The sequence below is a fragment of the Williamsia sp. 1135 genome, from assembly GCF_002095395.1.
GTDB lineage: Bacteria > Actinomycetota > Actinomycetes > Mycobacteriales > Mycobacteriaceae > Williamsia.
Genome location: NZ_MJEI01000106.1, coordinates 316982 through 337727 on the forward strand (window position 1 = coordinate 316982; position 20746 = coordinate 337727).

Below are 20746 nucleotides of genomic sequence, written 5' to 3' on the forward strand. Positions count from 1 at the left end.
GAGTCAGTTCGGCGCGTCGATCCGGGCCATCAACCAGGGCAACGCGTCGGTGAAGGCCTGACCCGCGAACTGCCAGTTGTGGCGTCCGGGCACCGGCCGGACCACGACGTCGATGTTGTTGCGGGCCACCGCCGACAGGGTTTGCGTGGCGCGTATCTGCGGCGAGGTCAGTCCGGGCCCGCTGCGGCGATGGCCCTCCGACTGAAACCATCCACCGACCCCGGCGTACGGGCCATGATTTCGCATGACCGTCGCCGGGTCGAAGCGGTCCCAGTCGGCCGCTCGGCCCCCGAACAAGGTGGATGTGGTCTGCGCCCGGTTGCCCAGGTTGGGGCCAACATCCCCGGAGATGTCGAGGAAGGTCCGGAACAGATCGGGGTGTTCGACCGTCAGGTCGATGGCGCAGGTGCCACCCATCGACCATCCTGCGACGGCCCAACTGTCGGGACGCGCGGAGGCGCCGAACCCGGAGATCACCGCGGGACGAACCTCTTTGCTGATGTGGGTGTCGACGTTGCCGTGGGGACCGTCCACACATTCGGTGTCGTTCGACAGGCTGCCGGTGGGATCGACGAACACCAGGATCGGGGCCTGCCCGTGGTGCGTCGCCGCATAGTTGCGGACCGTCTGCAGGGCCGAGCCGCTGCGTACCCAGTCTTCGGGTGTGGTGACGACGCCGCCGATCATCACGACCGCAGGCAAGCGCGGCGGGACCTGGCCTGCGAACCACGCGGGTGGCAGATAGACGTACTCGGTTCGATGGTGAAACCTGCTGACGCTGTCGGACGTCCGCAGCGGGACGATCTTCCCGTCCGGTTCCGGGTTGCCACGGAGTCCGGGAAGCGTCGCGAACGAGATCTGACCCGGCAGCGGCTGCGCCGTCAACCCCTGCCATGCGCGACCTGCGGTGGGGTAGAAGCCCGCCCACTGATTCGCTGCGAGGGCGACGCAGACGACGGTCAGCCCAACCGCCACCACCCCGGTGATCCGCCGCCACCAGCGGGCTCCCATCCACGCGGCGGGAACCAGGAACATCAGCGCGACGGTCAGTGAAAGCCAGATCCAGAACGTCCAGGGTGCTGCGTCAGGGGCGAGATCTCGACGGCTCAGGACCCAATAGGTCGTCAGCACCGCGGCTGTTCCCGCCGCGGCGGCGAGTGGTAGCCACAGCCGCCACGTTCGGCGGTGTCGCCAGCGGACGGCGGCGAGGATCGCGACCGCGGCCGCCAACTCCACGGACAGGACGAACCAGCCGCCGAACAGCGGCACCCCGGCAAGGTTCACCCGCTAGAGACTTGTCGTCGATTCTGTACGTCAGCTGTGGATATGTCTGTGAGAAACCGAAGAAAACGGTTGTCTCACAAGAAACTTCGGACAAACCGGACCGCCGTCGAGTGCCACGTCCAGACATGGTCGAGCATGGCGTGCTTACCGTCCTCGATCGGGACGAAGGTTGCGTCGACGCCGGCTTCCTGCAACTCGGCAATACCTTTCGCGGTCCGCTTCGGGTACGTCCGGGTGTCGGCAGTTCCATGCAGCGCGAGCACTCTCGCGTCGACATTGATGTACCGCCAGTCCGCGTGCTGCCACCAGGGGGCCAGCGCGAGTACCCCGGCCACGCGCTTGTCCGCCGCGAGCCGGGCCGCCACCCGCCCGCCCATCGAATGACCGACCAGGATCACGGGGACATCGGGGTGCGCCTGCAACAGCTCGTCGAGGGCGCGTTGCGCGGGTGCCATCGGGCTGTCGTCGTCACCGTTCCACCCGTACAGCTCGTAGGCGGCCTGATGTACGACAACACCGGGCAGCGCCTTGAGGGAGAGTGTGAACGGGTACATCCGCATCGCCGCCGGCTGCTTCCGGCTATACGGTTCGCGCGACGAATCCGTTCCGCCGGGCAACACGAGCACCTGCGCGCGCGGCTTTCGGCCGGGGATCAGCATGTGCTGGGCGCGGGTACGCCCGACAGCCGGTCATTGATGTAGTTCAGCACGAACGGAACACCGGCGGCGATGGTGGAGCCGTGATCGCCCGGCAGGATGATCGTCTGCACCCGCGTGCCCTGACCGCACCACTTGGCCGCGGTCGCCTGGACTCGTGCGGTCGGGGTCAGCTGGTCGCTTGCGCCCTGGTAGAGCAGTACCGGAATCCGTGGTGCACCGGGATTCATCTGGACGCTGTTGCGGTTGAGGGCGTCGACCCCCGCCTGGTCATCGGCCAGGCTGCCGCTGCCGACGACATCCGCGATCTTCAAGTTGGCCCCGGCGTCGATGATCTGCTGGGTGCAACTGTTACGGATCTGATTGGCGAGCGCGACACCACGCGGGTTCAGTTGCTCGGACAGCGCGAGTTCGTTCGGATATTCACGTTCGAGGCCGAGCGACGCCGCGAAGCCGAGCCCGAAGAGCGGGTTGGGGTTGACGCCGAGGGTGCGTGCGATCGCCTCGAGGTTGACCGGGGTGCCGCCTGCCGAGAGCCCGACGAGGTTCAGTTCGGGGGCGTACGTCGGGGCGAGTACCGCGGCGTAGGCGCTGGCCATCGCGCCACCGGAGTACCCGGCCAGCGCCGTGCGGACCTTGCCGACCCGGAAGCCGGGATCGGATTGCACCGCACGGATCGAATCGAGGGTGATCGTGCCGCCGAGACGGGCTGCGCCGTAGGCACTGGTCGGGCCCAGGTGATCGGGCACGTTGACCGCAACACCGCGGGCAAGTGCCAGACCGATCAATTGCTGCTCCTGCAGGCCACCGCGGAACAGCTGATGCGACGGGGCGCACTGCAATCCGAGCGAGTTGGTGAACGGCTGGTAGGAGAGCAGATCGTGCCGGGCGCCACCATTGGGCACGAGGACCGTCGTCACCGCCGCGATGGGCTCACCCTGAGAATTGGTGCTACGGAACTGGATCTTCTGTGCGGTCGATCCCGGGTAGGGACTCGCTGCCGACTGGACCTTGAGGACCTGACCGTTGGCCGCCGAGGCGAGATCGGCGGGTGCCGAATAAAACGGGTCACCATCACCGGCCGGCAGATACGGAGCCGCGCCCACGGGTGCGGCGGTGAAGCTGATGACCGCGGCAGCACTGAGCGCCGCCGCCGCGAGACTCCCCAGAACCCGGCGACCGGACAAACCACGAACACGCATCGACTATCCTCCGTCACCCCAACCGAGGAATTCCCCGCCCGGGACACACGAGCGGTGTTTCGGGTCGAAGTGTAACCCGCACCCACATCGGGCGACGGCCGAATTGCCGGCGACCGGCGCGGTGGTGAGGATTTCGGCGCCGACAACACGGCGAGAGTGATCGATGGCAGAATTCAGGTGGTCCAGTCAATGTCGCCGAGGACCGTGGTTGCCGCCGAGCGGTGATCCCGGGACAACCGGAAGGAAATCCAATGGCTCACCCGCGTGCGGGTACCGTCGCTCTCCCGGAGGATCTGATCGATGTGTCGGCGGTGATCGACGCGTACTACTCCGGTACGCCCGACCCGAAAAATCCGATGCAGCAGGTGCTTTTCGGCACCTCGGGTCACCGGGGCTCGAGCCTTGACAATGCCTTCAACGAGAACCACATCCTCGCCACCACGCAGGCCATCGTCGAGTACCGCGCGGGCGCCGGGATCACCGGTCCGTTGTTCATCGGCCGCGACACCCACGCGTTGTCGCTGCCCGCATGGCAGACGGCGATCGAGGTCCTGGTGGCCAACGAGGTCCGGGTGCTGGTGGACAACAAAGATCGCTTCACCCCGACACCGGCGGTCAGCCATGCAATTCTCACGCACAACCGTGGCTCGGGAGCCCAGGCCGACGGGATCGTTGTCACGCCGTCGCACAATCCTCCGCGCGACGGGGGATTCAAATACAACCCGCCCAACGGCGGTCCCGCAGACACCGACATCACCGCACTGGTCGCCGCCAGGGCGAACGAACTGCTTCGGTCCGGCGTCGAGGCCATCAAGCGGGTCCCGTACGAGCGCGCCCGCAAGTCCGAGTTCTGTGGCACCTATGACTTCGGCGCCAACTACGTGGACGATCTGTCCTCCGTCGTGGACCTCGCCGTGATCCGCAATGCGGGGATCCGAATCGGGGCGGACCCCCTCGGGGGTGCGTCCGTGGGCTATTGGGCGGAAATCGGGGCCCGGTACAACCTCGAGAACTTTACGGTGGTCAATCCCACTGTGGATCCGGCCTTTTCGTTCATGACCCTCGATACCGACGGCAAGATCAGGATGGACTGCAGCTCGCCGAACGCGATGGCGTCGCTGATCGGCGCCCGCGACCGTTACGACATCGCGACCGGCAACGACGCCGACTCCGACCGGCACGGCATCGTGACACCCGACGGGGGACTGATGAATCCGAACCACTTCCTGGCTGTCGCCATCGACTATCTCTTCGCGCACCGCGAGGGCTGGTCGCCGACGGCCGCGGTGGGCAAGACGTTGGTGTCGTCGTCCATGATCGACAGGGTCGTTTCGGGAATCGGCCGCGACCTCGTGGAGGTGCCGGTCGGTTTCAAGTGGTTCGTTCCGGGCTTGCTCGACGGCTCCATCGGATTCGGTGGGGAAGAAAGCGCGGGGGCCTCGTTCCTGCGCACCGACGGCACGGTGTGGACCACCGATAAAGACGGCATCATCATGGCGTTGTTGGCGTCGGAAATCCTTGCGGTGACCGGTAAATCCCCGTCGCAGCGGTATGCCGAACTCGCGGAGCAGCATGGTGGATCACCGTCCTACGCGCGCACGGACGCTCCCGCGAGCCGTGCCCAGAAAGCAGTGCTCGCGAAGCTGTCGGCCGATCAGGTGACCGCTACAGAACTGGCCGGAGAGCCGATCACGGCGACGCTCACCGAGGCGCCGGGCAACGGCGCGAAGATCGGCGGGCTGAAGGTGACGACGCAGAACGCCTGGTTCGCGGCGCGTCCGTCGGGCACGGAGGACGTCTACAAGATCTACGCCGAATCCTTCAACGGCCCAGAGCATCTGGCGCAGGTGCAGGCAGAGGCGCAGAGTTTGGTGGACGGAGTGCTTAATTCGTAGCGGCGGGGGTGTCGATGCGGTTGCTCAACCCGCCGCCGGGACGCCGATGAGGTAGCCGACGAAATAGGTTGCGCCGGCTGCGATCGCGCCGAACGCGAGCTGGCGCAGCGCGCCTTTCCAGATGGGTTGATTCGTGAAGCGTGCGGCGAGCCCGCCTGCCGCCAGCAGGCCTACCGCGCCCACGAGCAACGCCGCGGTCAAGGATTCGAATCCGAGCAGATAGGTGATCAGCGGAATGATCGCGCCGAGGGAGAACATCACGAACGACGACACCGCGGCCACCATGGGTGAGGGCTGATCCTCGGGGTCGACGCCGAGTTCGTGCGTTAGGTGCAGGTTGACGGCCTTGTCGCTGTCGAGGTGGATCTCCGCCGCTGCCGCTGCGGCGGTGTCCTCGCGCATCCCGAGGTCGACGAACAGTTCGATGAGTTCGTCGAGTTCGGCCCGCGGGTGTTTCGCGAGTTCGCGACGCTCGACCACCACCTCGGCGTCGACCTGCTCGTTCTGGGTCGTCACCGAGGTGTACTCGCCGAGTGCCATCGAGAAGGCGCCTGCCACCAGTCCGGACACCCCACTGAGAATGATCGTCTGCCCGGACGCACCCGAGGCGCCGACGCCCGCGACCAGGCTGATGTTCGTCACCAGCCCATCCATCGCGCCGAAGGTGGCCGCCCGCAGCCGTCCGCCCGCGACGTCGGCGTGGGTGTGGCCGATTTCGTCGACGCCTTCATCGGGTGGATGGGGCTCATCGTCAGGGGGTATCGGCGTCGGCATCCAGCGATGCTATCCGCGGGTGGGACCAATTGCTCAGAGTTCTCTCAGGCGTGCGTCGTTACGCTGATGCAGGTGGGAAATGAGCCCTCGCCCCGCGCGGGTGTCGCGGAAGAAAGTGTTCCAGAGGAAAAGCATTGAGTAACAAGAAGAAGCAGCCGGTACCCAAGACGAGCACCTCGAAGTACCAGCCGCGTAAGCAGTCGAGCACCATGACTTACGTCCTGGGCGGGCTCGCCGTGGTGCTGATCGCCGCGGTGGTGATCGGTGGGATCGTGTGGAACAACAGCCGCAGTGGCGGCAAGGCCGACACCGACGTGCTGGCGACCACGGCGACCTTCACGGTGGGCAGCGCCACTGCCCCGCACACCATCGACATGTTCGAGGACTTCCAGTGTCCGGCGTGCCGCAACCTGGAACAGTCGTCGGGTGCCGCTGTCACCGACGCCGTGAACAGCGGTCAGCTGCAGGTCAGGTACCACATGCTGACGTTCTTGAACAAGCAGTCGGGGTCGGGGACGTACAGCTCGCGAGCAGCCGGCGCGATGAAGTGCGTTGCCGATGGCGAGAGCCAGGACGTGCAGCTCGCGTTCCATTCGAAGCTCTTCGAGGTGCAGCCGGCGGAGGGTGGCCAGGACCACGACAACGCGGCGCTGGCCGGGTTCGCCAAGGACGTCGGCGCGAGCGACGCGACGCAGCAGTGCATCACAGATGGCACCCAGGTCCGTGCTGCCGAGGATTTGGCCGAGCAGTCACAGACGGAGTTGGCCAACGCCACCGGTGGTCGGGTGGGGACGCCCAGCGTGCTGCAGGACGGCAAGCAGGTCGCCACCACTTCAGGACCTCAGTGGGTTGCCGACATCCTCGGCTCGAACAACAGCTGAGATCGCACAGCGGATTTGGTCGGGCTCACGCTGATGGTGTAATTTCGGTCGAGCACGCTGCGCCGGAGCAAGTGGCCGTGGCAGGGTGTGAAAACCGAATACGGGGCTATGGCGCAGCTGGTAGCGCACCACACTGGCAGTGTGGGGGTCAGGGGTTCGAGTCCCCTTAGCTCCACCGATAGATGGCAGGTCAGAGGTATTTTTCTCGGGCCTGCCATTCTCGTTTCCGGGCCAGTGTGCCGAGAGTGAGTCAGTGGCCGGTGGCGTCCGCTGGAGCGTCGCCGCCGTCGTCCCCGAACATCGCTGCGGCGGCCGTCACCAGTCCGTCGTCATAGACCCGGCCGTAGACACTGTTCGTCATCCGCACATCGTGGCCGTGCCACGCCGCCACGGTCGACGCTGGGACGCCCCGGTGGAGCATCACGGACACCGACGTGTGCCGCAGGTTGCGCAGTGTGATCGACCGCAGGTCCGCGTTCTTACTGATCCGGCGGAACCATCCGGTGTAGGTGCGGGGGAGTACTGGCGTCCCGTCCTCGTTCGAGCACACATGCCGGTCCTCGTCCCAGGGGACACCGATGGCGAGGGTCTCCTGCTGCTGCCGCGCCCGCAGAGCACGGAGTGCGGTGGTCGCGTCCGGGGGTAGGGGGAGAGTTCGCCTCGACCGTGATGTCTTGGGGGCGTCGATGGCGTGCTGGCTGCCGCTCACCTCGACGTGGCCCTGCTCGACGCTGAGCGTCCCCCTCGTGAGGTCTAGATCGCTCCACCGCAGTCCGCACACCTCGGAACGCCGAAGCCCGTAGCAGGACAACAGGAACACCGCGTGCAGTCGATGCTCGGCCGCGATCTCGGCGAACGTCGCGACCTCTTCGCGTGTCCAGACGTCGCTTGCGTCGACCCGCTGCACCCGCTGTCGTGGTGCCTGGACGTACTGCGCCGGGTCGCGCGCGATGAGGCCCTGGCGGGCGGCGTACTCGCACACCTGTTTCAGGGTGACCAGCGCGAGGCGGACGGTAGCCGGTGCGAGTGGTTTACCGCCGCGTCCACCGCTCTCGGCGAGCTGGGCCACCCAGGAGTCAATGTGGTGTTGACGGAGGTCCTGGACGGGCGTGGCACCGATGTCATTGCGGTGGACGTATCCGAGGGCGTCGCGGTAGTTGCGTGCGGTGTTGGCTCGGATGTCGCGGCGGGACAGAAGCCAGGCGTCGCACACCTCGTTCAGTGTCTGGCGGTTGCGGCCGATGAACCGGCCGTCGTTGACCTCGGCTGTGATCCGACGAAACTCGCGGCGGGCCTCGGCGAGAGTGCTGTAAGTGAAGCGCTGGCGGATTCGACGGCCGTCAGGGTGTTGGCCGGTGTCGACCTGGAATGTGTATGTGACGCGGCCGTTCTTGGCTAACCGACGGCTGATCGGTTCGGCGCGGCGTGTTCTGCTCGGTCGCTCAGTCATTGGCTTCATCCAGCCATCTGCGAACCGTTTTCTCGGTAACCGGAACGCCGTCCGGCTGAACCTGTGCGATGACCTCCTCCCGCGCTTGACGAGGGGTCCGCTTCAGCTCGATGGCGTGGTTGTAAATGACCTTGGCTCTACGGCTAACCGATCTGTCGCGGCGGGGCCTGCCACGTCGCGGCTTATCGGCCGGTTCGTCGGACGGCGGCTCACTAGTCATGGCCAGGTCTTCCCAGGAGATCTCTCGCGCAGTCTCCGGTTTCTCCGCATCGGGCACCTCGTACGGGTACATCGGTCCGTCGCCCGGCTTCACGTAGCCGCCAACGCAGACAGCCGCTGCTAGGCGTTTGACTGACACTCTCTTGAGCGATTCGGCCGAGATGCGTTGCCCGGGGTCTGGTCTCACCGCTAAGTCGAGCAGCACGAATTGGCGGCTGGTGCCATCGTCCACCAGACCTGCTCGGACCTCATATGTGAAGGGGTGTCCGAATAGCCGGACATGGTTTGGTCGATCACTTCCCAAGGCGACTACGTTCACGGACTCGACCAGGCCGTCTTTTTTATGTCCCATGTGCCGAATATATGTCACACCAGAACTCCAAGCAACTCCCAATAATTCTCGCATACTGGAGCGGTCCGACCACCCCGAATCGGCATTCGCCGAGCACGATGAGAGGTAACGCCAATGCCATCTGCGATCACCGTCAGCGAGCTACTCGCCGACCCCGACGCCGCCCCGCCCGTAGTCCCGTTGTGGCCCACCGCAGGACAAGCTCTTGGCCTCGACCGAACGACCGTCTACGCGCTCAACGCTCGCGGAGATTTTCCAGTCCGAGTAATTCGTGTCGGCACCCACTATCGCGTCCCGACACGCGAACTGTTGCGCCTCTTGGGCATCGAGCTGCGGCCCGAGACGCCCGTTGCCGCATGTGATTCAACGTCTGCGGAGGTGTAGTGCTGTGCAGAAATATGCCCGCCCCGCGACCGGGGCAGGTGCGGGGCGAGCGGACAGCAGGGCAGCTATCGCAGACGAGTCTATCCGGCTTCACCACCACCGACGCGCCGCAGCGTCACACCGACTGGAGCCCTTGCCATCTGGCCGCGTCGACCCGTTCACCGCGCCATCGCGCCCGACGTCCACCGCCGCCGCTATCGCTGGTCTCGTCCACCTGTGCGACCTGGGGCTTACCCCGTGCATCACCGCCGAGCAGGCCCGCGAACTGTGGGTCGATCCCGACGGCCGCCAGCTCCTGGGTGCACTCGCCAAGGCCGGTGCTATCCGATGACCGCAGATGTACCCACGACCGAGGAGGTCCTCGACCACCTCGCCGTCTACGCGCGCGCTCGCCGGGTCGCACCCGCCGCCGTGGTCGCTGAGGCCCTGCTGCGAGCCGTTGCCGCTGTGGAGCCGACGGTGCGACTGCCTGCCCTGATCGGTGGTCAGGTGTCCCTTAACCTATTTGCGGCGCTCGTGGGTCGTTCGGGTGAGGGCAAGGGCTCGGCATCGGCCTGCGCAGCCGAGGCGTTGGAGTTCGTGGACTTCAACGGGTTACCGATCATCACCGAGTCATTCCCGGTCGGGTCGGGGGAGGGTGTCGCTCGGACCTACCAGCTGCCGGGAGCAAACCCGGATGACCCGTGGGACCGGTCGCGGGCGATCTTCACCGCGCCCGAGGTCGACTCGCTGACGGCTCTTAGCGGCCGCCAGGGCTCAACGCTGCTCCCGGAGCTACGCAAGGTGTACACGGGTGAGTCGATTGGATTTGCCAATGGTGGCAAAGCAACTCGGCTCGTGCTGCCCGCTCATTCCTACCGGGCATGTGTGTCGGTGGGGGTGCAGCCGGAGAGGGCCGGGACCCTACTGCGAGACGCGGACGGGGGCACGCCGCAGCGGTTTGTGTGGGCGTCGGTCGTGGACTCCGACGCACCCGAGGAACGCCCGAAGTGCCCGAAGCCGCTCGCTGTCCGGTTGGCGCGCTGGGGTTCGAACGTGACCGAGCTGTCGGTGCCCGATGAGGCGAGGGTCGCCATCGACGCGCAACGCCTCGCGGTCCTGCGCGGTGATCCCGAGGTCAACCCTCTCGACGGTCACGCGATGCTGACACGCCTGAAGATCGCGGCCGCGCTGATGATTCTCGGTGGCCGGACCGTCGTCGATGCCGATGACTGGGCACTCGCAGGCAGGGTCATGCTGCGCTCGCAACGGACACGCGAGCGGGTGGAGAGGGTCCTGGGCGAGCGTCGCCAAAAGATGAACCGGGCCAAGGCTCACGAGACCGCCGACCACAACGAGGTGGTCGCCGACAGTCGTCTCCAGAGGGCCGCCAGCGCGATTACGCGCAAGCTGGAGCGTGAGCGAGAACCGATGCAGCCCAGTGACCTCCGGCGGGCCTTGCGTTCTGACCTGCGCGGGGAGTTCGGCGCGGCCGTGGACCTGCTGACCGAGCAGGGTCAGATCGTGCGTGTCGGCAATTGTTTCTCACTGGCATCGACGGTTACGGGCCACGGCGGATCCGGCGCCGAGAGAGAGGGGGTGGACACGTCCACCCCCGGGTCCACCCCCAACACCGCAGGTCAACCGGGGTGGACAGGGGTGGACGGGGTGGACACAACAAACACAACACAGGAGGAAACCAATGACACGACCGTTCAGTAGCGCACCGATCTACGACGACATCGCCCGCACTCAGATGTTCCGACCCATCTCCGACCTCGACACCGCGCCCGAGTTCCCGATCACCGAGGGAGAACCGCTCGGGATCGTCGCCGACCGGATCCAATCTCATGCCCAGCTCTGGGATGCCCGGCAGCGCTGGGAGCGAGAGCAGCGCGGACTGGACGCACGCGCCGCCGCCGCTCTCTCGGCAGAGCGCCGCCGAGCCGCCGAGCTGGCAACCCGCAACCAACTCACTCCCGAGCAGGAGGCAGAGCGCACCGCACGCCGCACCATGTCCGAGCGCCTGGCCCGAGTCCGTCTCGCCGCCGAGCAGTCCGGCCTGACCCACCACGTCGAGCGACTGAGCCTCCCCGGCTACGACGATCAGGAGACGCACCAGCTCCTGGTCCCCGAGGGTCACCCAGCACTGCGCCCGTTGCACCCCTGGGACAAGACACCCGCCGAACGCCGCAGCGCAGAGGGCCTGATCCTGGTCGATGTCGGGACCACCCTGGCCGCCGTGGAGTCCTGGCTGGGTTTGCCGGCCGATCCGCTCAAGCCGCGAGCACCCCACGACCCCGCATCGGGCCGAGCGCTGGACGTCCAGTGACCGCCCCCGAGACCGTCCTGTCGCTCCGGATCGCTGGCTGGTCCCTGGCCGACATCTCCGATCAGCTCGGGCACCCAGACACCGCGACCACCCAGCGGCAGCTCACGGCCGAACTGGAGGGCACCCGATACGCGCTCCTGGGAGAGGACGCGCTCCTGGGAGAGGAAGCCACGCTGCACCTGTTGCGACTCAACGCGATCACCGCAGTGACCGACCGAGCTCTGACCGACCCACACCGGACACCGCGAGACCGACTCCACGCCCGGTCTCAGCGCAGCCGAGCGACCAGCCTGCACGCCGCCGCCCTGGAGACCATGACCCGCCGTCTCGGCCGCCGCCTGGCCGCAGAGCTGACCGAACCAGAGGAGACCGACCGATGACCACACACCGCAGGCAGATCGGGCAGACAGGGGCAGGCAGATCGGGGGTGTCTCGTGGGTGACCGCTCAGCGAGCAAGCCGGAACGGATCGACACCCGGCAGCGCGCGGCCGAGGCTGTCCGTCTCCGAGCCGAGGGCCTGAGCTACCAGGCCATCGCCGACCAGCTCGGTTTCACGACCGAGAACGCCGCAAACAAGGCAGTGCTTGGGGTGCTCCGCAGGACCGAAGTCGAGAGAGCGGGCACGCTCCGGACTCTGGAGGTTCAGCGCCTGGATATGTTGTGGCTCAAAACAATTCGAGGCATCACCCGCAGCGAGACAAGCCAGCAGGGCCTGAGCGCCGCGCTGGTCACTGCCGCTGTCCGCGTCTCCGAGCGTCGCGCCCGACTGCTCGGCCTGGACGCCCCGACCCAGATCGAGGAGGTCTCACCGGTCGACCTGGGAGCAGCAATGGCCGAGTTCCAACACCTGCTCGACATCGCCTATCCGACAGCACCACCCAAGCCGAGACCCGAGGACATCCCGCGATGAACCGACCCGCCGTCACTCCTGCCCGATCACTGGCCGCCGAGCAGCTGTCCCAGACATTCACCGGCTCAGCGTCCGAGCGGGTGAAGCGCGCCCGCCTGGTCGCCACCCACCTGGAGCGGATACTGGAGCGCATCGACTCCGGACAACTGGAGGCCACGCCGACCGAGGTCGCCCGCCTGGAGGGAGCAGACCTCGCGCTCCGAGCGATCAGCCGCACCCGCCTGGAGTCCTGACCCGCGATCGCGGTCTGTATCGGCCGATCGTTTGTAACACCATCGACCGTTGGTGTTACACTTCTGGCATGACCGCACCAGCCAGCCAGTCCTCCACGATCCCCGGCCGCCGCCGTCGCACCGTCGCGACTGCGCCCGAGGGAACGGTGGTTGCCTACCTTCGGGTCTCCACCGCCGAGCAGGCCGAGTCCGGCGCTGGACTGGCCGCACAGCGCGCCGCGATCACCGCCGAGGCTGAGCGCCAGGGCTGGACCATCGTCCGCTGGCACACCGATGAGGGCTTGTCCGGTGGTCTCGCTCCGGCCAAGCGCCCGCAGCTCTCGGCCGCCCTGGAGGCAGTGCGCACCCGCCAGGCCGCGATCCTGGTCTCTGCCAAGCTGGACCGGCTCAGCCGCTCAGTGCGTGACGCGGCCGACCTGGTGGAGCAGTCGCGGCGCGAGGGCTGGCAGCTGGTCACCTTGGACTGCGCTGTGGACACCAGTACCCCAGCGGGCGAGGCCGCCGCGTCGATGATGAGCGTGTTCTCCCAACTGGAGCGCCGCCTCATCAGTGAGCGCACCCGCAGCGCGCTGGCAGCTCGCAAGGCCGCCGGAGTCCAGCTCGGCACCCCGACCCAGGTCCCGGACGCGGTGCTGCGTCGCATCATTGGAGAGGCCGCCGACGGTCGCAGTCTTCGGGAGATCGCCAAGGACCTCATGGCCGACGGCATCCTGACTGGCTCCGGCCGTCCGACCTGGCACCCGCCGCAGGTGCAGCGCGCCCTGGACTGCCAGCGCGCCCGACAGCTCACCGCCGAGCTGTTTGGTGCGTCGTCCGATATACACGCGAAGTAGTCCGGCGTACTTTGGCCTAAGTGGCTATTGGCTTCCCTGTGCTTCCGGATCAATGGGACTACCTGGTCCATTTCACTGGACGGGCAAGAAGTAAGTCGAGTTCCGTTCCCGCCGAAATCCGACGCAAGACGGCACGTGAGCGTTTCGACGGCATTCTCGAGGAGGGTGCGATCCATGCCTTCCGGCCTTACGGCGGCGGCCCGCCGGTCGTTTCGTTCACGGAGGCAGTTCAGTCGAGTCTTGAGCACCTGATCGAGGCCGATCAGTTCGAGCCATGGGGTCTCGTCTTCGCCAAGTCGACCGTCTACGCCGAAGGCGGGGGACCGGTTTGGTACGTCCGCGACGACTTGCATCAGCAGGTTCCCTCGGCATTGCGGGGGTGGGCGGTCCGAACCACCGACCCATCCGTCAGCGGTAGGGGCACCAGTAGATGGACTCACGAACGAGAGTGGCGGGTGCCTGGTACCGGGGACCCGCTGCAGTTCGGTTTTGCACTGGCCGGTCTGCACGCCGTGATCGTTCCCCAGTCAGAGTTCAGCAGTGTCGAAGCGGGCCTGGACCGCGATGTTCAGTCACTCAATACGCGGCTGGAGCAGCTCGGGCGGCGGCAATTGCGCCACACAGAGGCGCCCCGCGTATGGATGTGGAACTCGTCGCGGAAGAGGCTATGGGACTTTCGGCGGTTCGGCGACGGCGGCAACGGACTAGCTGGCCGTTAGGTCTTGGCCGCCGCATGTCGTGGGCGGCGGCTCAATCCATCCCCTACCCGGCGTTGGTCGGGAACGAGGCCGCCTCGGGGACGGCGGATGTCGCCGAATACGCTTCTCAGGATCCACATCGTACGAGGACCGTCACCTGGGGAGAAGCGCGAGAATGGCAGACGAGACTAATGTTCTCGACCAGTTGATCGGACAGATTCAGGACGAGGCGTTGCGCGACCGCCTCGCTCGCGAGGTGGATCTACTACGCGGCTCGCGCCGGTTTGGTCTCGTGTTCGATAGACATCTGCCAGAGTCAATCCGACTCGTTGACTATCCGATCCGTAAAGGTGTCAGGGTCGCGCTTCGTGACGAGTCAAGTTCGCAAACTTGGAGCGTTCTGCGGTTTACGGACAGGAGCAGAGAGGTCGCTCTCCTCGATGGCGACGGCGGCGAGCGTTTGGTGGTCGACCTCGTCGTTGTACGCGAGTTTGGGGAACCCATCTATCCCGGTTTGGAGTCCGTCGCGCGAATCGCAAACGGACCCGCCGATGAGCCCTGGCATGTAGTCATAAACGGCGAGAACTTCCACGCGTTGCAGGCGCTGCGGTCTACGCATCGAGAGAAGGTCGACCTGATCTATATCGATCCGCCGTACAACACTGGCAACGATGGCTGGATATACAGCGACCGCTACGTAGACCAAAACGACCGGGCCAAGTCGTCTAAGTGGCTGTCGTTTCTGGAGCGCCGGTTGTTGATTGCGCGGGATTTGCTTAAGCCAACCGGCGTGATCATTGTGGCGATAGGCGAGGAGGAGCACCACCGGTTACGAATGCTGCTAGACCAGGTTTTTGGTGATCAGAACTTTCTTTCGAATGTCGTTTGGCAGGGCGGTCGTAAGAACGACTCCCGTTACATCTCGAACGGGGCCGACTACATGCTGGTCTACACGCGAGACGAGCAAGCGCTGGCCGCGGCGGGAACGCGTTGGCGCGAGGAGAAGACTGGCGTACGAGAAGCTTTCGCCAAGGCAGCGGAGTTGTGGGCCGCTCACCAAGGGGCTACCACGAGTGCAAACGAAGCATGGAAGCGCTGGCTCAGGGCGCGGAAAGCCTCAGGGGACATTACTGATTCCGTAGCTCGCTACGACTTGCTCGACCCGACGAGTGGTCGGCCCATGAACACGTACCAAGACATAACCTGGCCTGGCGGCGGCGGCGCGACCTATGACGTACTTCACCCAGTCACTCGAAAGCCGGTGAAAGTGCCGTCGCGGGGTTGGCTCTATAAGGATCCTGGTCGGATGAAGGCGGAAGTCGATTCTGGGCGTGTCTGGTTCGGTCCCGATGAGACGACAATCCCGCGCAAGGTGACCTATCTAGACGAGATGGACGACCAGGTGGCCCTATCGGTCTTTGTGCAGGACAGAAAAGCCACCAACACGCACCTCCGGAAAATACTGGGAGACTTACGCTTTCCCAATCCAAAAGACCACCAGGTTCTGATGAGATGGTTCCGTCTCGTGGCGCCTCGCGACGCAGTCATCTTGGACTTTTTTGGGGGTTCGGGTACGACATCTGAGGCCGTCATGCGTTTGAACGCTGACGATGGTGGGAGTCGCCAATCGATTCTCGTCACCAACAACGAGGTTGGAGCTAAAGAGGCAAAGAGGTTCAGGACAGCGGGACTGCACCCTGGGCACCCGGAGTGGGAAGAACGTGGCGTGTTCGAGTATGTCTGTCGCCCGCGAATCGCGACCGTGGTGACTGGTGAGCGGCAGGACGGCACTAACTTTTCGGAAGGGCTTGCCGCAAACGTTGAGATGTTTGATCTGACATACCTTGACCCTGGGATGGTCCGCCGAGGCCGTGAATTCGCAGCTGTTGCGCCCCTCCTATGGCTCGAAGCTGGTGCGCGTGGCGAGCGAATTGAGGCTCTCCCCGAAGCGGGTTGGATGCTGAACGATGCCTACGGGGTGCTGTTCGACATCGACGCCTTGACGCCCTTTTCCGTTGCCGTAGTCGAGTCGACCGCTACCGGTCTGTCCCCACGTGTGCTGTTCGTGATCACCGACTCCCCGGCCGAGTACCAGGAGGCCGTCGAGCGACTGCCAGTCGGAATCGAAACCGTGCAGCTGTACGAGGACTACTTGTCGAACTACACGATCAACACTGTTGGGGGTGTTCGGTGAGGTTTACGCTGGAGCCGTACCAGACCAGGGCGGTCGACACAGCGCTAATGCATCTGGCGAAGGCGCGGGCTGGATACGTTGAGGATGGCGAGCGCACGGCGGTCGGCCTCACGGCGCCCACCGGTGCGGGCAAGACGGTGATCGCGACGGCGATCCTCGAGGGAATCTATAACGGGACGCCTGCGCGCGAGCCTAATCGGAACATGACGGTTCTGTGGATCACCGATGACCCCGCCCTGAATAACCAGACCATCGCTAAAATTCACCAGGCCTCTGGCGGCGGCATTGATATGAACCGGATTCGGTTCCTCGGCGAGGACGACCACCGGACACTTGAGCCTGGAATTATCTACTTCGTTCACATCCAGGCGTTGCAGAAAAACTCCACCCTCCATGCTGTCCGCGCAGACGGTTCGCGAAACGATAAACGAACCAACGGCGGCTGGGACATGATCGCCAACACGGTGCGCGAACGCGGCGAAGATTTTGTTGTGATCTGGGACGAGGCGCACCGGGGATCGGGAACCAGCAAGACCGACCGAAAGTCAATCGCCGGCACCATAGTCGGCGGTGGCCAGACCAACATCGGCACCGTGCAGCCACCCGCACCAGTGGTGCTCGGTGTCTCGGCGACACCTGACCGTTTCGATGCCGCGATGCGAGCTGCGGACCGGACTATGCGTCTTGTGGAGGTCAAAGCCGGAGAAGTGAGGGAATCAGGCCTGCTCAAGGATCGAATATTGCTACGTAGTGTCGGCGAGTCCCAATCAGCCGACAATACGATGCTTGAGCTGGCCGTCGATGATCTCCGGGCGTCTGCCAATTCGTGGCGGTCCCATCATGAGGCGACAGGGGATCGGCTAGTCGACCCTCTATTGGTTGTGCAGGTCGAGCCGAAAGTTACCGAGGCCCGACTCGCTGAAATTTTGTCGGTCATCGAGACTGCATGGCCCGAGCTGAGTGATTATGCAGTCGCCCACGCTTTCGGTGATCCGCACGGTCCACTCAAGGTCGGCGACCGTACTGTGCGTTACCTCCCTCCCGAAGCGATCTCAGGTGATGATCGCGCGCGCGTAGTCCTCTTCAAGTCGGCGCTGACCACGGGCTGGGATTGTCCCCGCGCTGAGGTACTGGTTTCGTTCCAGGGCAAAGAGTCTTACACGGAAATTGCGCAGTTGATTGGTCGACTCGTTCGGACTCCATTGGCGAAGCGAGTGGATAGCGCCGATGACCGCCTCAGTGAGGTGTCCGCATACCTTCCGGGGTTCCGCACGGAGCATGTCATCCGGGTGGTGAATGCCCTCACCGAGGACGAGACGGTCAACGTCGAGGTCATGATCACGCCAGTGATGTGCGCGCGTTCGCCGGAAGTCCCGAACGCGATTTTTGAGCTACTAGATACCCTGCCGTCGTACGCGCGGCAGAAATCGGCGTTCAACACGCGCACGGCGCAGCTAATGCGATTGGCGGCAGCGCTCACTGAACACGGCATCGTAAACCAGGGGTCGGCGAAGGCGAGGCAGTGGATTGTCGATCAAATGCGCGCTGCGGATGGCCAGCGTTCTTTCGAGATCGATTCCGAGGTTAAGGACATTCTGTCGCTGACGATCGGTACCACCATGGTCGCCTACGGCGAGGTCCTCATGCAGAGCCAGGGCAAGAGTGAAGCCCGGACGAACGAACGCGACCTCGATGCATATTTCCGGCGTGCCCAGAGGATGCTCCCGGACGGCTCGGCCAACTGGTACTTCAACGCTCTGTGTGACACCGGCGAGGATGAAGTCGACGCCGCCGCACGGCTAACCGCGATGGCCACACTTGGTTTTAAGGACATCATCGAAGACCAAGCCGCTGACCTGATTGCTCAGTGGCGAGGCCAGTTCCGATCCGACGTCCTTCGTCGCCCACGCCACATCCGGAATCAGATCGAACCCTTGTGGCACCTTGGGGGCTCACCCATGCACCCAACGACGGTCGAGGCGCGCGACGTGTATTCCGCTGCGACGGAAAGGGTACGCGGGAAGACAATCGAGTCAGTCGCTAGGTATCCACGCCACCTCTTTGTGATCGATGGTAAGTCGAAGGCGGGTGAGTTTCCCGTCGACACGTCGCGATCGTCGTGGGAGGCAGAGGTCCTTGATGCCGAATTGGGCGTCGAAACACTCGTCGGTTGGTATCGCAACCCATCGTCTGGGCGTCACGCGCTTGCGGTGCCGTATGTGTTCGGCGAGAAATATCAGCTAATGCATCCGGACTTCCTGTTTTGGCACGACGACGGAGACAGCGTCTTCGCGATGGACATCGTCGATCCGCACCGCCACGACCTGGCGGACACATCCGCGAAGTGGGCCGCCCTCGCCCGATACGCCCAGGACCACTCTGATCGGGTCCGGCGATGCGCGGCCATCACAAAGATCGGCGGCCATTTTCGAGCACTCGACCTGACGACGAAGGGGATAGAGGAACGCGTGGCGGCGGCAACGAACGCGAACCTTATCGAGGCGCTGTTCGAGAACGACGGAATGGACTATCCCTAATGGCACATCGGCCCAGTGTGCCAAGAGTGAGTCAGGACGCGCACGGACCGGGCCGGACTGGCATAAACCGCCCGAGGGTATAGCGCCAGCTCAGCGGCACTAAACCGTACTGACCACTACCCGCCGAAACGCCCTTGTTCATCCTGGCAGTGTGGGGGTCAGGGGTTCGAGTCCCCTTAGCTCCACCCGTAGAAGAACCGAGTCGCCCACTGGGCGGCTCGGTTCTTTCGTTCCGCAACAAATGCACACCGTTCAGTCATTTGCACACGTTGCAGAGGCTGTTGCCGAATCGCGGGCGGTAACGCCCGCGATTCGGCGTGTTTGGTGCAAGAATTCTGGTGTGGCCAAGTCGTACATCCATGCTGATCGTGATCAGCAGTTTCTGTTGCCGCCGGATATGCGGGAGTGGTTGCCGCCCGGTCATCTGGTGTGGCTGATCGCCGATATTGTTCAGGCGCTGGATACCTCGGCGTTTCATGGCCGGCGTAAGCGTCGGGCCACGGCCGATTCAAACGCCGGACGGCGCGGTTACGACCCGGACATGATGTTGGTGCTGCTGTTCTATGCCTACTGCGTCGGGGAGCGGTCCTCCCGGATGATCGAACGACGCTGCCACACCGACGTCGCGTTCCGGGTCGCGTGCGCCCAACACGCCCCTGATCACACCGTCATCGCCCGGTTCCGCAAAGACCAGGAAACCCACTTCACCAGCCTGTTACCCAGGTCCTGCAGCTGTGTGCGGCGGCAGGGATGGTCAAGGTCGGGACCATCGCCGTCGATGGCACCAAGATCGAAGCCAACGCCAGTATCGATGCGAACAAAACCGAAGCCAGACTGCGAGAGATGGCGAGCGAGATCGTCGCCGAAGCGGCTGCTGTCGATGATCAAGAAGATCTCGACGACCCAGGCGATCAGACTCCGCCGCGGTTGCAGTCGAGGGCCACTCGCCAAGCTGCGATCGCTGAAGCGCTGGCCTCGATCGAGAAAGATCGCCGCGAACGACCCAGCAGTGCAGCAAAGATGACGATACGTAGGGTCGAGCGTGCTGAGGCCAAAGAACGCCGTCTCACCGAAGAGTCGACCGCCATCTACACCGCTCAGCAGCAGGTACTCGCGCAAGGACGGCGCCCGGCCGGACGCCGGGCGGTGCATCCCGATCGCAATGTCAACGTGCTCAAAGCCCGGCAGAACCTGATCAATGCGCGGGCCGCGCTCGAGCGCCGGAACGCTTCCAAACCAGTCCGAAAACGCAACCTTACCGACCCGCAGTCCCGGCTCATGAAGACCCGATTCGGGTTCCGGCAGGCCTATAACGCCCAGCTGGCCGTCTCCGAAGATCACCTCATCCTCGCCGCGTATGTCACCGACCGCGGCATCGATATTGGCGAGTACATACCGACGGTCGCCGCCGTCGAGCAAACGTTGAGCGAGCTCGCCGCCGCCGGTCACGATCGGGTCATCGGGACCGTCCTTGCCGACGCCGGCTACTTCTCACGAGAGAACCTCGCCGCCGCCGGACCCAACAGACTCATCGCGCCCGGCAAAGCCAAAGATGTTGCAACATCGAAGAAAACGGCAGTCACCCAGCCCGGGAAATACGACCGGACCGCCATCGAAGAGATGCAAGAACGCATCGGCACCGACGAAGGAACCGCCCACTACCGCCAACGCGCAGGGATCATCGAACCCGTCAACGCCCACCTCAAAGACCGACGAACCCTACGACGATTCGCCCGACGCGGCCTCGCAGCTGCACAATCTGAACTCATCCTCGCCGCCGCAGCCACCAACTTCCTGCGCTACGTGAAAGTCAACAACCTCGCCACCATCTGACCCCGGGGCCACGGCCCCGGCCCAATCCCCGACCGGGCCACGAACCCCCACGATCAAACACGCCCGCGGGATTAGGCAACAGCCTATGCAACGTGTGCA

At 64.8% G+C, this 20746-nt stretch carries 20 protein-coding genes and 1 tRNA gene; 15 read left to right on the forward strand and 6 right to left on the reverse strand.

Features of this window, described 5'->3' with window-relative positions; translation table 11 throughout:
- Positions 1–3: 3 nt before the first annotated feature.
- The 3 genes from BFL43_RS26055 to BFL43_RS26065 form a co-directional block, all read right to left on the reverse strand.
- Positions 4–1284 (reverse strand): alpha/beta hydrolase-fold protein, encoded by a 1281-nt coding sequence (locus BFL43_RS26055; RefSeq protein WP_240498491.1) that lies wholly within the window; start codon positions 1282–1284, stop codon positions 4–6.
- Positions 1285–1358: 74 nt separating this feature from the next.
- Positions 1359–1943 carry an alpha/beta fold hydrolase gene (locus tag BFL43_RS26060; RefSeq protein ID WP_084896123.1) on the reverse strand — a complete coding sequence of 195 codons (585 nt, stop codon included), beginning with the start codon at positions 1941–1943 and terminating at the stop codon, positions 1359–1361.
- Complete coding sequence (locus BFL43_RS26065; protein WP_084896125.1) at positions 1937–3142, reverse strand: lipase family protein; 1206 nt, start codon at positions 3140–3142, stop codon at positions 1937–1939. Before BFL43_RS26065 ends, BFL43_RS26060 begins: the two co-directional genes overlap by 7 nt.
- Positions 3143–3393: 251 nt before the next feature.
- Between BFL43_RS26065 and pgm the strand changes: the two genes are divergently transcribed.
- A complete protein-coding gene (gene pgm, locus BFL43_RS26070) occupies positions 3394–5037 on the forward strand; it encodes a phosphoglucomutase (alpha-D-glucose-1,6-bisphosphate-dependent) (RefSeq protein ID WP_084896127.1) in 1644 nt (547 codons plus the stop codon).
- A gap of 24 nt (positions 5038–5061) precedes the next feature.
- On the opposite strand, the gene BFL43_RS26075 is transcribed toward pgm, so the two are convergent.
- Positions 5062–5811 (reverse strand): VIT1/CCC1 transporter family protein, encoded by a 750-nt coding sequence (locus tag BFL43_RS26075; protein ID WP_084896129.1) that lies wholly within the window; start codon positions 5809–5811, stop codon positions 5062–5064.
- Positions 5812–5945: 134 nt separating this feature from the next.
- Here BFL43_RS26075 and BFL43_RS26080 point away from each other — a divergent pair, with 134 nt between their 5' ends.
- Positions 5946–6692, forward strand: a complete 747-nt coding sequence (locus tag BFL43_RS26080) for a thioredoxin domain-containing protein (RefSeq protein ID WP_206186750.1) — start codon at positions 5946–5948, stop codon at positions 6690–6692.
- Between the two features lie 102 nt (positions 6693–6794).
- Positions 6795–6867 (forward strand) — tRNA-Ala (locus BFL43_RS26085).
- A 75-nt stretch (positions 6868–6942) separates the two neighbouring features.
- Here the strand turns inward: BFL43_RS26085 and BFL43_RS26090 are convergent.
- A complete protein-coding gene (locus BFL43_RS26090; RefSeq protein ID WP_168176732.1) occupies positions 6943–8142 on the reverse strand; it encodes a site-specific integrase in 1200 nt (399 codons plus the stop codon).
- Positions 8135–8593 (reverse strand): hypothetical protein, encoded by a 459-nt coding sequence (locus BFL43_RS26095; RefSeq protein ID WP_084896133.1) that lies wholly within the window; start codon positions 8591–8593, stop codon positions 8135–8137. The genes BFL43_RS26090 and BFL43_RS26095 overlap by 8 nt, the downstream gene beginning before the upstream one ends.
- A gap of 234 nt (positions 8594–8827) precedes the next feature.
- Between BFL43_RS26095 and BFL43_RS26100 the strand changes: the two genes are divergently transcribed.
- From BFL43_RS26100 to BFL43_RS26165, 12 genes are all read left to right on the forward strand, one after another.
- Positions 8828–9097, forward strand: a complete 270-nt coding sequence (locus tag BFL43_RS26100) for a helix-turn-helix domain-containing protein (protein ID WP_084896134.1) — start codon at positions 8828–8830, stop codon at positions 9095–9097.
- 133 nt (positions 9098–9230) lie between these two features.
- A complete protein-coding gene (locus tag BFL43_RS26105; protein ID WP_084896136.1) occupies positions 9231–9428 on the forward strand; it encodes a hypothetical protein in 198 nt (65 codons plus the stop codon).
- Positions 9425–10798 (forward strand): DUF3987 domain-containing protein, encoded by a 1374-nt coding sequence (locus tag BFL43_RS26110; RefSeq protein WP_143695563.1) that lies wholly within the window; start codon positions 9425–9427, stop codon positions 10796–10798. Before BFL43_RS26105 ends, BFL43_RS26110 begins: the two co-directional genes overlap by 4 nt.
- Positions 10779–11408, forward strand: coding sequence for a hypothetical protein (locus BFL43_RS28725; RefSeq protein ID WP_143695564.1), 630 nt, complete (start codon positions 10779–10781; stop codon positions 11406–11408). Before BFL43_RS26110 ends, BFL43_RS28725 begins: the two co-directional genes overlap by 20 nt.
- Complete coding sequence (locus BFL43_RS26125; protein ID WP_084896142.1) at positions 11405–11788, forward strand: hypothetical protein; 384 nt, start codon at positions 11405–11407, stop codon at positions 11786–11788. The genes BFL43_RS28725 and BFL43_RS26125 overlap by 4 nt, the downstream gene beginning before the upstream one ends.
- A gap of 54 nt (positions 11789–11842) precedes the next feature.
- Entirely contained in the window at positions 11843–12319 is a 477-nt protein-coding gene (locus BFL43_RS26130) for a hypothetical protein (RefSeq protein ID WP_084896144.1), read from the forward strand.
- Entirely contained in the window at positions 12316–12552 is a 237-nt protein-coding gene (locus BFL43_RS26135) for a hypothetical protein (protein WP_084896145.1), read from the forward strand. Before BFL43_RS26130 ends, BFL43_RS26135 begins: the two co-directional genes overlap by 4 nt.
- Positions 12553–12620: 68 nt before the next feature.
- The gene (locus BFL43_RS26140) at positions 12621–13385 is read left to right on the forward strand and encodes a recombinase family protein (protein WP_084896147.1); all 765 of its coding nucleotides are present in this window, start codon (positions 12621–12623) and stop codon (positions 13383–13385) included.
- A gap of 20 nt (positions 13386–13405) precedes the next feature.
- The gene (locus tag BFL43_RS26145) at positions 13406–14104 is read left to right on the forward strand and encodes a hypothetical protein (RefSeq protein WP_143695565.1); all 699 of its coding nucleotides are present in this window, start codon (positions 13406–13408) and stop codon (positions 14102–14104) included.
- A 154-nt stretch (positions 14105–14258) separates the two neighbouring features.
- On the forward strand, positions 14259–16277 hold the full coding sequence (locus tag BFL43_RS26150; RefSeq protein ID WP_084896151.1) for a DNA methyltransferase: 2019 nt from the start codon (positions 14259–14261) through the stop codon (positions 16275–16277).
- On the forward strand, positions 16274–18814 hold the full coding sequence (locus tag BFL43_RS26155; RefSeq protein WP_084896152.1) for a DEAD/DEAH box helicase family protein: 2541 nt from the start codon (positions 16274–16276) through the stop codon (positions 18812–18814). Before BFL43_RS26150 ends, BFL43_RS26155 begins: the two co-directional genes overlap by 4 nt.
- A 750-nt stretch (positions 18815–19564) precedes the next feature.
- On the forward strand, positions 19565–20647 hold the full coding sequence (locus tag BFL43_RS26165) for a transposase (protein WP_084891679.1): 1083 nt from the start codon (positions 19565–19567) through the stop codon (positions 20645–20647).
- Positions 20648–20746: the final 99 nt, after the last annotated feature.